Annotated in this window: 15 protein-coding genes; 8 read left to right on the top strand and 7 right to left on the bottom strand. The window is 67.1% G+C overall.

Going from position 1 to position 15,349, the window contains the following annotated elements:
- Nucleotides 1–189: 189 nt before the first annotated feature.
- A complete protein-coding gene (locus HMUK_RS00440; protein WP_049940695.1) occupies nucleotides 190–1,254 on the top strand; it encodes an aldose 1-epimerase in 1,065 nt (354 codons plus the stop codon).
- An 841-nt stretch (nucleotides 1,255–2,095) separates the two neighbouring features.
- Here the strand turns inward: HMUK_RS00440 and HMUK_RS00435 are convergent.
- The 4 genes from HMUK_RS00435 to HMUK_RS00420 form a co-directional block, all read right to left on the bottom strand.
- Nucleotides 2,096–2,845, bottom strand: a complete 750-nt coding sequence (locus HMUK_RS00435; protein ID WP_012807633.1) for an IclR family transcriptional regulator — start codon at nucleotides 2,843–2,845, stop codon at nucleotides 2,096–2,098.
- A 38-nt stretch (nucleotides 2,846–2,883) separates the two neighbouring features.
- Nucleotides 2,884–4,032 (bottom strand): galactonate dehydratase, encoded by a 1,149-nt coding sequence (gene dgoD / locus HMUK_RS00430; protein WP_012807632.1) that lies wholly within the window; start codon nucleotides 4,030–4,032, stop codon nucleotides 2,884–2,886.
- A 78-nt stretch (nucleotides 4,033–4,110) separates the two neighbouring features.
- Nucleotides 4,111–5,331: an aminotransferase class V-fold PLP-dependent enzyme gene (locus tag HMUK_RS00425; protein WP_012807631.1), complete on the bottom strand. Its 1,221-nt coding sequence runs from the start codon at nucleotides 5,329–5,331 to the stop codon at nucleotides 4,111–4,113.
- A 343-nt stretch (nucleotides 5,332–5,674) separates the two neighbouring features.
- The gene (locus HMUK_RS00420; protein ID WP_012807630.1) at nucleotides 5,675–6,268 is read right to left on the bottom strand and encodes a metal-dependent hydrolase; all 594 of its coding nucleotides are present in this window, start codon (nucleotides 6,266–6,268) and stop codon (nucleotides 5,675–5,677) included.
- 90 nt (nucleotides 6,269–6,358) lie between these two features.
- On the opposite strand from HMUK_RS00420, the gene HMUK_RS00415 reads away from it, so the two are divergent.
- From HMUK_RS00415 to HMUK_RS00405, 3 genes are read left to right on the top strand one after another with little or no spacing between them, the layout of a single operon-like run.
- A complete protein-coding gene (locus HMUK_RS00415; protein WP_012807629.1) occupies nucleotides 6,359–6,634 on the top strand; it encodes a hypothetical protein in 276 nt (91 codons plus the stop codon).
- Between the two features lies 1 nt (nucleotide 6,635).
- Nucleotides 6,636–7,742: a DUF4350 domain-containing protein gene (locus tag HMUK_RS00410; protein WP_012807628.1), complete on the top strand. Its 1,107-nt coding sequence runs from the start codon at nucleotides 6,636–6,638 to the stop codon at nucleotides 7,740–7,742.
- Nucleotides 7,735–8,757 (top strand): AAA family ATPase, encoded by a 1,023-nt coding sequence (locus tag HMUK_RS00405; protein ID WP_049940694.1) that lies wholly within the window; start codon nucleotides 7,735–7,737, stop codon nucleotides 8,755–8,757. The genes HMUK_RS00410 and HMUK_RS00405 overlap by 8 nt, the downstream gene beginning before the upstream one ends.
- Before the next feature lie 6 nt (nucleotides 8,758–8,763).
- Here HMUK_RS00405 and HMUK_RS00400 read toward each other — a convergent pair whose 3' ends face one another.
- Genes HMUK_RS00400 through HMUK_RS00390 form a run of 3 tightly spaced genes read right to left on the bottom strand, consistent with a single transcriptional unit; the run spans nucleotide 8,764 to nucleotide 11,598 of the window.
- Nucleotides 8,764–9,693, bottom strand: coding sequence for a hypothetical protein (locus HMUK_RS00400; protein ID WP_012807626.1), 930 nt, complete (start codon nucleotides 9,691–9,693; stop codon nucleotides 8,764–8,766).
- A complete protein-coding gene (locus tag HMUK_RS00395; protein ID WP_012807625.1) occupies nucleotides 9,683–10,180 on the bottom strand; it encodes a hypothetical protein in 498 nt (165 codons plus the stop codon). The genes HMUK_RS00400 and HMUK_RS00395 overlap by 11 nt, the downstream gene beginning before the upstream one ends.
- Nucleotides 10,177–11,598 (bottom strand): DUF58 domain-containing protein, encoded by a 1,422-nt coding sequence (locus HMUK_RS00390; protein WP_012807624.1) that lies wholly within the window; start codon nucleotides 11,596–11,598, stop codon nucleotides 10,177–10,179. The genes HMUK_RS00395 and HMUK_RS00390 overlap by 4 nt, the downstream gene beginning before the upstream one ends.
- A 170-nt stretch (nucleotides 11,599–11,768) precedes the next feature.
- Here HMUK_RS00390 and HMUK_RS17395 point away from each other — a divergent pair, with 170 nt between their 5' ends.
- From HMUK_RS17395 to HMUK_RS17985, 4 genes are all read left to right on the top strand, one after another.
- Nucleotides 11,769–11,906, top strand: coding sequence for a hypothetical protein (locus HMUK_RS17395; RefSeq protein WP_012807623.1), 138 nt, complete (start codon nucleotides 11,769–11,771; stop codon nucleotides 11,904–11,906).
- A 112-nt stretch (nucleotides 11,907–12,018) separates the two neighbouring features.
- Nucleotides 12,019–14,052, top strand: a complete 2,034-nt coding sequence (locus HMUK_RS00385) for a COG1361 family protein (RefSeq protein ID WP_012807622.1) — start codon at nucleotides 12,019–12,021, stop codon at nucleotides 14,050–14,052.
- A gap of 188 nt (nucleotides 14,053–14,240) precedes the next feature.
- Complete coding sequence (locus HMUK_RS00380; protein WP_012807621.1) at nucleotides 14,241–15,176, top strand: hypothetical protein; 936 nt, start codon at nucleotides 14,241–14,243, stop codon at nucleotides 15,174–15,176.
- A 39-nt stretch (nucleotides 15,177–15,215) separates the two neighbouring features.
- Complete coding sequence (locus tag HMUK_RS17985) at nucleotides 15,216–15,347, top strand: hypothetical protein (RefSeq protein ID WP_262983434.1); 132 nt, start codon at nucleotides 15,216–15,218, stop codon at nucleotides 15,345–15,347.
- The last annotated feature ends 2 nt before the right edge of the window (nucleotides 15,348–15,349 follow it).

Below are 15,349 nucleotides of genomic sequence, written 5' to 3'. Positions count from 1 at the left end.
CCTCTCGAAACTGTATCCGCCACGGCGGCAGTGACGGCGTAGCGTTCGCCGTCGCCGGACCGCATCGATCGATAGCTGACTACAAGAATTCCGATAGGACACCAAAATAAAAGATTATCTGATAACACTTCCGTCGACTCGACCGCGATGCGGGGATATTTTTATACCCCCCGAGCGACAGCGATGGGTATGGGATACTTCGACGACCGGCCGTCCGTCTCGACGGACTTCACGTATCGCGGGATGGACGCCGCGATTCTGGAAAACGAGCACCTCCGCGTGCTCGTGCTCCCCGGCAAGGGTGGCGACATCCTGGAGTTCCGCGACAAGCGCACCGACGTGGACGTGCTGTACCACGCCGACTACCAGTGGGACCCGCCCGGCGACCGCGTCATCCCCTCGACGGAGATGACGTGGAACGAGCACTACCCCGGCGGCTGGCAGCTGAACCTGCCGGTCGCTGGCGGCCCGATGTCGATTCCGGGCAACCACTACGACCACCACGGTGAGAGTGCGCTCATTCCGTGGGACGCGACGGTGACGCGGGACGACGACGACGCCGTCACTCTCGAACTCTCGACGCGTCTCCGGCGGTACCCCTTCGCGGTGACCCGAGAGCTGACGCTGCCGGCCGACGAGTCGAGCCTGTTGGTGGCCGAGTCGGTGACCAACGAGGGCGAGTACGAACTCGAATACGCCTGGCAGCACCACGTCGCGCTCGGCCGGCCGCTGATCGGTCCCGACGCGCGCCTCGACGTGCCCGCGGGTGAGAGCTACATCGACGACTACCCGGAGGGCCACGAGACCAACCGCCTGGCGGGCGACCAGCACTTCGAGTGGCCGACCGCCGAAGCCGTCGACGGTGAGGACGTCGATCTCACCGCGTTCCCGCCGACCGACAGCGAGATCCACGACCAGGCGTACCTGCTGGGCGTCGACGAGGGGTGGTACGCCGTCACCAACAGCGAGCTCGACGTCGGCTTCGCGCTGTCGTACCCGGCCGAGCACTTCGAGTCGCTGTGGTACTGGCAGGCCTTCGGCGGCATGGACGAGTCCCCGTTCTGGGGCCGCAACTACACCGCGGGGCTCGAACCGACGACGGCCTACCCCGGCCACTCGTATCCGGAGGCACAGCGCGAGAACGGGACCATGAAGACCCTCGAACCGGGCGAAACCGTCTCCGTCGAGCTCACGGCGAGTACGTACGGCGGGCGCGAGCGAGTCACTGGCGTCGAGAACGGCGTCGTCGAGTAGCGCGACGCCGCCGTCGCTTGCCACTGTCAACGGTAACCACGGTAAGGGTTATGTATCGCCAAGTGTTTCATCATAGTGCATGACAGTCTCGACGCCGCTTTTGATAGTAACGATAGTACTGTCGTTACTGAGGCGGGCTCGGATCACCGTCACACGTCGTCTGTCGCGGTGCCAGACGGCCGTTACTGCCGGCTGTCGCCGTTTCGGTGCCTCGCCAGCCAGAGCGATGAGACACGCTACAGACGGACGGACAGTCCGAGCGAGCTGGCAGCGTCTGCTCTCGGTGTCGGCTTCGGTCGACGACTCCCACACGCCGCTGGTCCACGGCGGAGCGTCGACGTTCTACAATGTGAAACGACTCGAAAGAGGCCGGTAGATCGTACTGCCGGAACACCTCTCCTGGGGTGTTGCCCCGTGGGCGGGGACGACGAACGGACCCCGACGGCGCGCACGTGGACGGTCCAGTGCCGTTCGTGCGAGTACTCCCCGGAGCGGCTACCGACAGTCGCCCTCGCACTCGCTGGGGCAGGCTGTCGATCGACCGCCCTCACGTCAGATTGCTGCCTATTTCTCATCGTGAAACGAACGTATCGAGCGGAGATCACCGTCGGCACCGACTCTCCTCGCCGACGCCGTCGGCTGTGCGGTCGGCTGGACAGATTGCCGTGCTGTCTCGGAGGGCTCCGCCGGGACGGATCGGCGGTGCGTGAGGACTCGCTTCGACAGTCGCGCGACGTGTCGGTGAGCGACGACGTTCGTCTCATACTGCCGGCTGTCCGTCTGTACAGAATTTCGCGACCACGGGGTCGCGGATCTCTTGTAACAGTGACAGCCGGCAGTATCAGGCGATCTTGGCTTCGATCTCTCGCACCGTACTCAGCACCATCCCCGGTACGTCCTCTTCGAGTCGCTTGCTCGACAGCCGGCTCGCCGTGCCGGCGACGTAGACGGCACCCTGGTAGTCCTCGAACTCGATGGGCACCGCGACGCTGTTGACGTCGGCGCGCTGTTCGCCCCGAGCGAAGGCGATTCCGCGTTCGCCGATCCGTCGCAGTTCGCTCCGGAGGCGACCGGTGTCGGTGATCGTGTCGGGCGTCAGCGCCGCAAGCGGTTCCTCGAGGATCTCGTCGACGCTCTCGTCCGACAGCGTCGAGAGGATCGCCTTCCCGGGGGCGCTGCAGTGGAGATGGCGCGTCGTCGTCATCGAACACGCCTCCGGGTGAGAGCCGACCGTCGAGTAGATATCGACGGCCTGCCGATCGTGTTCGAGGACGAGTCCCGCCGTCTCGTCGGTGGTTTCGGCGAGGCTGTCGATCGCCGGCTTCGCCTGGGCGTAGGGCTCGAACGAGTCTTTGACGTGTTCACCAACGTCGATAAAGCGCGGGCTCAGCCGGTAGGCCACGTCGTCTTTGTCGACGTATCCCTCCGACCTGAGCGTGTTCAAGTGTTTGTAGACCGTACTCTTCGAGATGTCCAGTTCCGTCGCCAGTTCGGTGATGCGGACGCTCCCGTCCGTCTCGGTCATGTATTCGACAATCCTGAACGTCTTGCCTAGCGCGGTCAGTGTCCCTCCGGTGTCCCCCGTAGCCATACGGACCCATTACTGCCTAAGCGTGATAAGTGTTCACGTTACCAGTCGGCGATACTCCCGTCCTCGTGTCGCCAGATCGGATTGTGCCAGTCGACGTTGGCCTCGGCACGCTCCTCGACGAGCGATCGATCGATGTTGACCCCCAGTCCAGGATCGTCCAACACTTCGACGTAGCCGTCGTCGAACACGAACGGATCGTCCGTGACGTACTGGTGGGTCCGGTCGGACGCGGGGAGATGGATGTCGAAGCCGTGATCCTGCACGAAGAAGTTCGGGACGTAGGTGTCGACCTGCAGCGAGGCCGCCAGTGCGATCGGGCCCAGCGGACAGTTGGGTGCGACTGCCACGTCGTGAGTCTCGGCGGTGTTTGCGATCTTGACCATCTCGGAGATCCCTCCTGCGTGGGACACGTCCGGCTGGATCACGTCGATCGCTCCCGTGTCGAACAGCCGTTTGAAGTCCCACCGGGAGTAGAGCCGTTCGCCCGCGGCGATCGGGGCGCGGGTCTGGGCGGCGATCGCCGGCAGGTGCTCGACGTTCTCGGGCAACACCGGCTCCTCGATGAACATCAGGCCGAGATCGCTGAGGCGGTGGGTCAGCGTCTTCGCCATCGACTTCGAGACGCGCCCCCGGAAGTCGACGCCGATGTCGATGTGATCGCCGACTGCCTCGCGGACGTGCTCGACGCGATCGACGATCTCCTCGATCGTCTCCCGGGACTCGATGTGGCGCATCTGGTGGGTCGCGTCCATCTTCAGCGCGGTGTAGCCGGCGTCGACCAGCTGGTCGGCCTCGGCGGCCAGCTCCTCCGGTCGGTTGCCCCCCACCCACTGGTACACTCTGATCTTGTCTCGGCTGCGCCCGCCGAGCAGTTCGTGGACCGGTAGCCCGTACTGCTTGCCCTTGATGTCCCACAGCGCCTGATCGATGCCGGCGATGGCGCTCATCAGGATCGGGCCGCCCCGATAGAAGCTGCCGCGATACATCGCCTGCCAGTGGTCCTCGATCCGGCGTGGATCTTTCCCCAGCAGGTACGAGTCCATGATCTCTTCGACGGCCGCCCTGACGGTCTCGGCTCGCCCCTCGACGACCGGCTCGCCCCACCCGGTGACCCCCTCGTCAGTTTCCAGACGCAGGAACAGCCACCGCGGCGGCACCCCGTACAGCTCGTAGTCCGTGATTTCCATGTGGGACCACTCGTGTGGCTCGACAATAAGTGCGGGTGATCGATTGCCCGGTCGACCGCAGGCGTGACGAATGGCCGCCTAGAGATTGTCGCGGATGCGTTCGACGACGTAGTCCAGTTCCTCGTCGTCGAGACACATCGGATTGATCGCGATCTCGTTGTCGCCCATCCCGTCCGCGCCGACGTAGACGCGAGGGTCCTCGTCGCGGAGGGCTTTGACCAGTTCGACGGCCGACAGCGTCTCGTCGAGGGTGACCTCGGTGACCGGCGAGACGTTCTCGCCCTCGCCGCCGCTGACGGTGGCGGTCAGGTGGTCTTCCGCGTTCAGCGCGTCGGCCGCGCGCTCGGCCTGGCGCTGCCACTCGGCACTGAGCGCGTCGTAGTCGAGATCGACGAACACCTCCAGTGCGCGGATCAGTCCGGCCAGCTCCTCCTTGCCGACTTTCATCGGTCGGCCGATTCCCTGGCGCGGGACGCCGTCGACGCTGTCCGGGTCGATCAGTTCACGCGGCGGGTCCCAGGCCTCGCGGGCGACGTGCATATCGAGGTGCTGGAGCGCGATCGACTGGATCAGATCCTTGCGACCCGCGACGATCCCGGTCGTCTGGGGGCCGCGGATGGCTTTCCCGCCGCTGAACACGACGAGGTCCGCGCCGGTCTCGACGAACCGTTCGAGGTTGTCGATCGGGGGCACCTCCGCGGCGGCGTCGACGATCACCGGCACGTCGTGGTCGTGAGCGATCTCGACGACCGTCTCGAGGTCCGGCTGGGTGTAGCTCTTCTGGACGTAGCCGACGGCGGCGGTCTCTTCGCCGATGGCGCGCTCGATCTCCCAGGGCTCGACGTTGGTCGCGCCCGTCCCGAGGTGGAAGTCGTTGGTCCCCACGTCGACGATCGTCGCGCCCGCGGCCCGCAGCGCGTGATCGTAGCCCGTCCGGTGGGTGCGGGGCATGACGATCTCGTCGGCCAGCCCGTCGGTGTCGGGCAGCCGATCCATCGCCTGTACGTCCGAGCCGGCGATGGCGGCGGCCGCGCCCAGCAGGAGACCGGCGTCGGCCCCCGAGGTGACGTATCCCGCTTCGGCCCCGGTGACATCGCGGATCAGTTCGCTGGCCCGCGCCTGCAGGTCACCGAGTTCGACGAACCCCTCGGCCGCGCTGTTCATCGCTTCGAGTGCTTCTTCCCGAATCAGGCTGCCCCCGATCCGTGTCTTCGTCCCGGCGGCGTTGACGACCTCCCGGACCCCGAGTTCGCGATAGATATCCGTCTGTTCGACTCTCCCGTCTGGTGACAGACCCATAGTAGTCGGGTAACAACACGGGAAGTTGAATAGGTGACGGTTTCGGTCTTCCATCGGTCACGTCTCGAAGGAGGCGTTTCTCTCCCGTCGAGCACGGGCGGATAGTCGGTGTCGACGACCGTGGCCAGAACCGCTATTCTGTCTCTCGATAACCACTTATGGGGTTGTATTTTCGAAGGTGGCTGTTGATGTGGGTGTTTGGACAGATATTCTCAGGTACAGGAACGCCTCTCTCACATTACTGGATCAATAGCTGTCAGATCTCTCGATAGGCGTCCTGTCGACACTTTGACGGCCCCATTCATGAGCTAACGTGCCCATCTATGCGTGTATCCGTCGACGGCTACCGTCTGATGGCTTGTACAATCCGTCCCAGACCCGGTCTGCCGTCGGCGTTCCAGACGAGGAGCGACACGCCGACCAGCAGGAACTCCAGTGCGAGAAACGGCGTCAGCTCCAGGGACGCGACGTGTCCGACGAAGCTCTTCGGACCGCCGTACTCGATCGCCGGGACCAGCGGCCACGCCAGATAGGCCAGCATGGCGAAATCGCCGTCGACGATCGCATGGAGTCCGTCGCTCAGGAGGTGTGTGCCGTAGCCCAGCACGAACGCGCCGGCGAGGTGGAGCGCAGTCGGACGGATCGCGGTAGTGCCACCGTCGGCCCCGAGCGGTCGGGACTCGTCGCGTGCGTCGACGGCGCGTGCGACGGCGACGAGGGCGACGCCGACGACCGCTGCCGTGATCAGCGAGTGAGCCAGCGATCGGCCGTTGGGTAACACGGCGACCGTCCAGGCGAGTGGCTTGTCGATCAGGTCCGGGAACTGCGTGCCCGCCGCCACGGCGACGACCGCGACCAGCGACACGCGCCGATCTGTCGCCCGGGCCAGCAGCGAGTAACAGAGATAGCCGACGGCGAGGTGTCCCCACGGCCACATACGACACGGGAGACGTTCCAGCGACAATACCCTGTTCCTTCGCGCTGTATCCCGGTACCTTATACCCTCGCCGACCGTTCGATTGCGCCAATGACAACGCCGCGCCGCCAGCGGTTCGTCGTCGGCCAGGTCGCCTGGATGAGCGCGACGATCGTCGCGCTGGCGCTGCTTGGCTCGCTGTCTCTGGAACTGTTCTTCGTCGTCTCGCTGATCGGCTTTCTGGTCGTGATCGAGCTGACGGCTCCCTTCGAGGTGATGCCACACTGGCGGGCCCGCCTCAAGTGGCTCGTCCTGCTCGGTTTGCTCGCGTTCGGCTACGTCGTCATCAGGCGCATTCTCGCCATCCTACCACCGGGGGTGCTCTGACGTGGCCGTCGACTACCCGCGCGTCGTGCTGGCCGGCTTCGCCGTCGTCGTCACTCTCGGACTGCTCGTCGCCGGGAGCACGTCGGGCGGTGCCTTCGGCTCGTACAACCCGGCCTGGGACGGGACCAGCGAGTTCCGCTCGCTGGCCGCAGACGACGCCGAGGAGCTGTCGATCGGGCAGAACACGAGCGTCTACGACCCCGCCGACGCCGAGGGGACGCTGGCCGTGATCCTCTCGCCCGCCGAGCAGTACAGCGAGCGGGAGCGCCGATCGATCCGACGGTTCGTCGAGGCCGGGGGCACGCTGCTGGTCGCCGAAGACGTGGGGCCAAACGGGAACCGGTTGCTCCGGAGCGTCGGGGCCCAGACCCGGTTCGACGGCGCTTCGCTGCGGGACGAACGCCGCTACGAGAACGGGCCGGCGCTGCCGGTCGCCACGGCGGTCGGACTGGACAACGACAGCGTCGAGACGATCGTCCTGAACCACGGGACGGCGGTCCGCGCGGCCGGCACCACCGACACCGGCGCTCCAAACGAGACGATGCGAGCCGTTCGAGCGACGAACGCGACGGTCCTCGCGGCGAGTTCTCCCTACGCCTACCTCGACCGGAACGGCAACGAGGAACTGGACGACGACGAGACGGTCGCCCGGTACCCGGTCGCCACGGCCGAACGCGTCGGCGAGGGCCGGGTGATCGCCGTCAGTGACCCGAGCGTGTTCATCAACGCGATGCTCGAACGCGGCGACAACCGCGCGTTTAGCCACGCCCTCCTGGCGGGCTCGGACACCGTCGTCCTCGACGTGTCCCACGCGGGCAGCCTCCCCCCGCTTCAGGCGCTGGTGCTTTCGCTCCGCGGGTCGGCGCTCTTACAGGCGGTCGTCGGAACGGCGCTGCTCGGAGTCCTGGCCGGTCACGTTGCCCTGTTGGACGCAGTGTCGGCGCTGAGACGCCGCTTCGGCTCGGACGATCCGGCCCGACCGCCACGCGACCGAGCGGCGATCGTCCGCGGCGTGACGGCTCGCCACCCCGAGTGGGACGCCGAGCGCGTCGAGCGCGTAACGCAAGCCATTATGGAGCGACGGGCGGAAGGTGATGGCAATGACTGAGCCAGCCGCCCTGTACGAGACCGTCCGCGACGAGGTCGGGACGGTGCTCGTGGGACACGACGAACTCGTCGAACACCTCACGATCGCTTTGCTGAGCCGGGGCCACGTCCTCCTCGAAGGCGTCCCCGGTGTCGCGAAGACGACGCTCGCACAGTCGTTCGCTCGCGCGAGCGGGCTCGCGTACACGCGCGTCCAGATGACGCCGGACCTGCTGCCGGCCGACATCACAGGAACCAGCGTCTACCGCAGCCAGACCGGCGAGTTCCAGCTCCAGAAGGGGCCGATCTTCGCCAACCTCGTCGTCGCCGACGAGATCAACCGCGCGACGCCGAAAACCCAGTCGGCGCTCCTGGAGGCCATGGAAGAGGGCCACGTCACCATCGAGGGCGAGACGCTCGCGCTCCCCGATCCGTTCGTGGTCATCGCCACGCAGAACCCCATCGAGATGGAGGGGACCTTCGAGTTGCCGGAGGCCCAGCGCGACCGCTTCCTGCTGAAGCTCACCGTCGACATCCCCGATCGAGACGAGGAGCGACGCGTCCTCGACCGCTTCAACGACGCTCCAGAGCTGGACGCCGAGAGCGTCGAACAGGTCGTCGACACCGAGACTCTGACCGCCGCACGCGAGGTCGTGAGCGACGTTCACGTCGCCGACAGCGTTCGCGAATACGTGCTCGATCTGGTCGCGGCGACCCGAGACCATCCCGATGTCGAACACGGGGGATCGATGCGCGCGTCGCTCGGACTGCTCAACGTCGCGAAGGCTCGCGCGGCGATCCACGGCCGCGAGTACGTCATTCCGGACGACGTGAAGGCGCTCGCCCGCGCGGTCTTGCTTCACCGGCTCGTTCTGACGGCCGACGCGGAGCTGAGCGACGTGTCTCCGGCGTCGGTGATCGATGATGTCCTGGCGGACGTGACACCGCCCGGCGGCGACTCCGAGACAGAGCTGGCCGCCGCCACGGAGATGGCAGATGTCGAAGAGAGCGCCACGGACGGCGGCAGCGTGGAATAGGTCCGCTTACTCGCCGTCGTCGTCGGTCTCGCTGTCACTCGTCTCGTCGACAGCAGTCTCGTCGTCGCCCGCTTGAGCGGGCTCCCAGCGCAGTGTCGCCACGTTCTCCTCGCCGGCAAGTTCGGCTCGAATCGGCCGTTCGAGTCCGCGTGCGAGGGCGACGGCCGCGATCGAGACGATCGGGTGATCGAATCGACCGAGGTCGCCGTAGACGCTGTCGTCGACCGACACCGTGAGTCTGCCGTCCGCTCGGTCGAGGTCCAGCTCGACGGCGTCGGCGATCTCGAACTGCTCGACGATCGCCGCGCGAACCTGCGTCGCGATCTCGTCGGGCGTGTCCGCTAACGATCCGCTCAGCGCCGACTCGAACTCCCCGAACAGCGTCTCGCCGGTCGGGCGCAGCGCCACACCGCGCGTCGCCGCCTCGTCCGTGACGACGAACAGCGCCGACAGGTCGTCTGCATCTGGAATCTCGAACGGCGTCTGCTGTGGAACGAACAGGCGGACGCCGGTCGCCGGATCGGCGGTCGGGACGTATATCCGCCTGTCGGTGAGACCGAGCTCCCGACAGAGCCGTTCGTGATTGCGGGCCAGCGCCTCGTAGACGGCGTCGCCGACCGAGGCCGAGACGAACCGCTCGGGCGTGACGAACCACGTCAGGACGGCGGCGAACACGCCGGTCCCGCCCAGTGCGAGCAGTATCGTCCGGGTCGAGGGAAAGACGACGCCCCCGATCGTCGCGACGAGGCCGACGGCGGCGAAGCCGATCGCGGTCTGTCGGTACTGGCTCTGGCGGGCACGAGCGTACGACGACCGGAGTCGTTCGTTCTCGGCTCGCAGCGTCTCCAGTCGTGCCGCTAACTCCGGCGACAGCTCGTCGTCGGGTGTCGATTCGTCCGTCGTCTGCTGGTGTTCGGTCGCGTGATCAGTACTCATCGGTGACCTCCAGTGTCGCGACAGTGTAGCGGTGCAGTCCGTAGCCGGCGACGGCGACCACGGCGACGAGGACCGCGGCCACCTGCCAGCGCGTCCCGAACGTTGCGATACTACCCGCGACGACGAGCGACAGCGCCGTCAGCGCGACGACGCCCTGCCAGAGCGTTCGAATCGGCCTGTCGGCGTCGAGGACGCTGCCGGCGAACACGACGACCATGGGGGCCTGGGCGAGCCCGAGGGTCGCGAGCGGCGCGTTCTCCGGCAGGACCGCAGCCAGCAGCACGTACCCCAGCGCGAGGACGACGATCGGAGAGACGACGAGCCAAGCGGCCACGACGACCACGCCAGCCAGTGCGCCGCCGAGTCCGGCGACGAGCCAGCCCGTGAGAACGCTCAGCAACGCACCCGCCCCCACGACGGCCGGGGCCGTTCTCGAATCCGCGGCGAGGGCACCGCCCAGGCCCTCGGGGCCGTCCTCGACGCTCACGCCGACTCCCTCCGTCGCCGCGTTCGGCCCGCCGACAGCACCGCCGAGAGTCGGTCACCGGGGCCGATCTCGTAGGCGTCGACGCCCTCCATGCCGGCGAGTTCGCGCCGGAACTCCTCGAAGGCGACGTAGTCGCTGTAGGCCCCAGCGAGATCGGTGAGTTCGCTCGACTCGAACAGCGCCGTCGGCGTCATGAAGACCGCGACGGTGCTGCCGTTCCGGCTGGCACGCCGGACCGCCGCTCGCAGTTCGTCCGGGCGGCTGTCGTCGGTCACGATGACCGTCCGGACGACGATGTCACTGGGGTACTCGGCCGTCCTGATCGCGCCCGCCAGCGGCTGTGCGTCGAAGCGCTGCTGGTACGCCCCACCTTCCGACAGAAACGGTTCGAGCGTCCGTCCAAACGCCGAATCGTCGCTCGCGACTCGGCTGGCGAGCCGTGTGTTCGGCGACCGTCCGGGTCCGACGCCGCCGGACCGACCGTCGGTCGTCGCGGCCGCGAGCAGCTTCGTTCGGACCGTGGCCCAGGCGTCGGTTCTGACCAGCGGGCTGATCGCCGTCGTCACGCCGTCGTCGCCGACGGCGTAGTAGCCGAGCCCGTCGTCGTCGGTGCGTGCTCGGTCGACGATCGCGACCGCGAGCTGTCTCGCGTAGTCGAGTTTGGTCGTCCCGGCTCGTCCGTCGCCCATCGACGCGCGGTGGTCGAACACCAGGATAGTCTGCCGGTCCGCGCCGCCCTCGAACTCCATGACGTGTGGCTGGTCGAGCCGTGCCGTCGCCTTCCAGTCGATCTGTCGGACGGCGTCGCCGGGCACGTACTCCCGGATCTCGGCGGGCTCGATGCCGGTACCGATCTGGCTCGACGCCTGCTCGCCGAAGCCGGTCGCGATCGGATTTCCGCCCTCTCCGACGTGGAGATCGTCGGGTGCCCGCGGGCTGACCGCGACTTCGCGGCCGGCGTCGAGATCGACCACCTGGGCGAAGAGCCCGTCCGCGTCGGAGATCGACAGCGACACGTCGTCGACGGTGAACGAGCCCGCGACCGGCCAGGTCACGGCCGTCGACGCGACCGCCTCGCGTTCGCCGGGCGCGAGCGCGACCGTCGCCGGGTCGCCGGTCGCACCGACCGGTGGCTCGACGGTGACGGTGAGCGGGACCGGCATCGCGGTGTCGAGAGTCACACCGACGGTCAGCTCGGCGGTCTCTTCGGCCGTGACTCGGTCCCGCGTCGAGAGGTCGACGCTGACTCTCTGGGGTACCCGTGTCGCCGATCGGACGAACCGGTACTGTCGGACGAGCAACCAGGCTCCGATGGCACCGCTTCCGAGTACGGGCAGCGGCCCCGCGACGACGACGCCCCAGACGGCAAGCGCCGTCCCGAGGGCGGCGACCGTCCAGTACCGACGCGTCACCTGCATGGCTCGTTGCTTCGCTCGCGTCCCATTGAAGCTACTGGTTTCGTCAACCGGGGCGAGCGACGCCCATCGTTCCTTTCTCGACAGTGTCGGACAAACACAGGGAAACAGTCACAGATTATAATCAGTTCGATCCAGAAATTATATTTGCAGTCGGTGAGAATTGCGTTCTAATGCCAGAAACGATCCCCAGCACATGTCCCCAGTGTGACGCTCTCCTCGACCACATGACCGCGATGCCCGGTGGGGCCGACGCACCGACCGTCGTGAGCTGTCCCTCCTGTGAGTACGAGGAAACGTTCGAAAAGTAACGCCTCATTCGTTAGATATCCATTACGAACGCGCGACAGCTCCGGCGCTCTCGGGCTCGCCCCCGAAAGGCGCACGGTTTTTACGCACCCGGTCGATACTCCCGGCAAGACAGTGTCGAACCGCTGGATCGTCCTCTGTGTCGCGTGTCTCTGTCTCGCCTGTGTCGGCCTCACCGGCGTCGCCAGCGACGCTGCCGTCGCTCAGTCCACGGCGACGCCGAACGGAACGACCAACGACACGGTCCAGCACGAGGACCCCGACTCGGTGTCGGACTCCGGGGACGTGCAACAACTCCGCCGCTGGCTCGGCGATCGCCTCGACGAGCAACTGTCGTCGAGCACCGTCGCACTGAGCGAAGGGGAGTACGAACGCGCACGGGACGCACTGGGCGAGGACTACGACAGCCGGCTCGAACAGTACGTCGACGTCGCCGGTGACACCGGCGACCGTGGCGACGACGACGCTGGCGAGACCTACCGCGAGGTCACCGAGAACCAGCGCAATCTCACGACGCAACTCCAGCGCTTCGAGCAAGCCCGGGAACGCTACCAGTCGGCCCGCCGGGAGGGCAACACGTCCGAAGCACGAGCCGCGGCCCGCGAAATGGCACGGCTGGGCGACCGGATCAACGACACCGGCACCAGCGTCGCGCAGGGCTACGCCCGACTCGGGAACCAGACCGGGATCGACACGACTGTCGAACGGACGGCCGTCCGGAACGTCACCACCAACACCACCGAGACCGCGACGACGGTGCGACGCCAGACGTTCGTCGAGACGAACTTGACGGTACTCGACGCGACCCGAACGATCGCCTACGACGACCCGCTCCGGGTGAGCGGGCGGCTCACGATGGCGAACGGGACCGCCGTCGCGAACGAGCGCTTGCTGCTCACGGTCGCGGGCCGTCCCCGTCCGGTCACCACCGACGCCGACGGTCGCTTCGACCTCTCGTATCGCCCGCGCACGCTCCCCCGCAACGCGTCGGAAGTCACGGTCCAGTACGTGCCAGACGACGCCTCGATCTATCTCGGCTCGAACGCGACCCTCCCCGTCGAGGTCGAGCAGGTGGCCGCGACGCTGACGGTCCGGAACGCGACCGAGGAGACGAGCTACGGACGACCGGCCGGCGGGACCGCCCTCCTCGAAGTTCAGGGCGAGCCCGTCGAGGGCGTTCCACTGACCGCGACGCTCGACGGCCTCTCACTCGGCCGGGCGACGACCGACGAGCGCGGGCGCGTCCGGCTCCGATCGAACCTGTCCGCCCGCGTGTCTCCGGGCGAACGATCGCTACTGGTGTCGATGCCGCTGTCGAACCGAGCGATCACCACCGCTGGTTCGAACACCACCGTCGACGTGTCGACGACGCCGACGGCTCTCTCGATCGACGCCACGGAGAGCGGGCAAAACGTCTCGCTGACCGGCCAGCTCACGACCGAGGGGGGCGAGCCGGTCGGTTCACAGACGGTGAGCGTCACTCGCGGCGACAGCGTCGTCACGACGGTCCGGACCGACGAGGACGGTCGCTTCGACGCGTCTCTCCCCACCGACGGATCCGACGCGACCGTCGACGTGGGGGCTCGCTTCGACGGGAGCGGAACCAACCTCGAATCGAGCCGCGCGACGGTGACGATCTCGACCGATGTGAACGCGTCGGAGAGCGGTGTCGTGAACTGGTTGTTCGGTGACGGACGCTGGTTCACGATCGCCGCGGGTGTCGTGATCCTCGCCGGTGGCGGGCTGTTCGTCCGTCGGCGGCGAACTAGCGAGGAGGAGTCGGAGGATGCCGTCGATCGCCCGACGCCCACACGGACGGCCACGCCCGCTGCCGACGACGCGCTCGCGACGGCACTCGACCGGGCGGAACGGTTCCTCGACGGCGGTGCCGCGGGTGCGGCCGTCCGCGCCGCGTACGCTGGCGTGCGAGACGGCTACCTGGACGGCTCCGCGACGGGTACTCACTGGGACCTCCTCGAACAGAGCGAATCCCTCGGCGACGCCGAACGGACTGCGCTCGAACGGATCGTCGAGGCCTACGAGCGTGCCGCGTTCTCGCCGACCGGCCCGGATCGCGACGACGCGACGGCGACGCTCACGGCAGCCCGCTCGCTTCTCGGCCGGGACGAAATCGAGTCCGACGACTGACCGATTGACATCCTCCCCGCCCTAGAGGGCGGGGCTTTCTCCTCGATTCTCCGTAAGCTCGCCTTTGTCCGCAGACCGTCCTCTTCGGGTTCTGCGTCGTCCACACAAAGCGATCGTTACTGCTCCGATCGCAAACTTACCTGTGGCTAACAATCACCGTTCGTCTCCTCTCTTCGCTGGATCCCCCCATGAACATCGATCGACGGCTGCTCCTCAAAGGAGTCGGTGCGACGCTCCTCGGGAGCACGGCGCTTTCCTCCGCCTCGGCGGAGGGTGAATCGGAGATGGACGTACTGTTGTCACAGACGAACGGCGTCCACGCGGCGGCCGACTTTACCGAAGACAGTCGGATTCTCGGCCTCAGTGACGCGGTGAGCGTCGAGAGCGCACCGGATCCGACTCGTCCCGGCCAGGGACAGTCGCCTGACCGGGAGGTCCTGCACATCACGTCCCTGCCCGCGGAGTCGGGCCGCGGTGGCGAGGGACAGGGCCGCGGCAGTGGCGGACAGGGTAACGGCGGGAACGAGGACGACGACGGTGACGATCACGTGACCTTCGACTACGGGTTCTCGATGCTCGGGCTCACGAATCGTGAACTCACGGTTCGTGATCTCGCCACGTATGGCGGTGGGGCTGGCTTCTCTTACGAGTGGCTCGTCACCGAGGAGAACGTCTCCGCCGTCGGCACCGACCAGGAGACCGTTGGCGTCGGCCCGGACGAAGCCTGGCTCATCCTGCGCCAGCCCACTGCGACGGATCGCGAGACCGCCCTCGTCGACGACGCCCTCGCCGGCCGACTGACGGCGATTATCAGGGAGTTCGAACAGGATCGCGCCACCGACCAGTGGCACACCCGCGACGTGGGCGCGGAACTTGACGACGACGCCGAGCCCGCCTGGCAGGAACTGTCGGTCGCGAGTCGGCAGTTCGAAGATCTCGGTACGACGCCGCTCTCTGCCTACGGCGACGCCGAGGTCCTCACCGTCGGCGTCGGCCGCGGCGACCCCTACGACGGCCCCTCGGTGCTCGACGCCTACTACCGCAATCTCCAGGTGGCCGGTGAGGCATATTCGTTCCCGAAAGCTCAGGTTCAGCGTGGGCGAGGTCGCGGGAACGACGGCTAGCGCTGGACGAAACGATGGTTCTCCAGCGTGTCATCCTCTGTGCTCGTCACCGTCGGCGCGAACGCGACCGTCCAGAACACCGTACTCGATGTGGACACCCGTGTCGACGCCGATGCGACGCTGCACGCGGGCGTCCACGCCTTCAGACAGATCGAGGAGAGATGGAGGTAGTC

Origin of the sequence: Halomicrobium mukohataei DSM 12286 (assembly GCF_000023965.1) — an archaeon.
Classification (GTDB): domain Archaea; phylum Halobacteriota; class Halobacteria; order Halobacteriales; family Haloarculaceae; genus Halomicrobium; species Halomicrobium mukohataei.
Note: the sequence above shows the minus strand (reverse complement) of the source record. Positions and strands in the feature narration are given on the sequence as shown.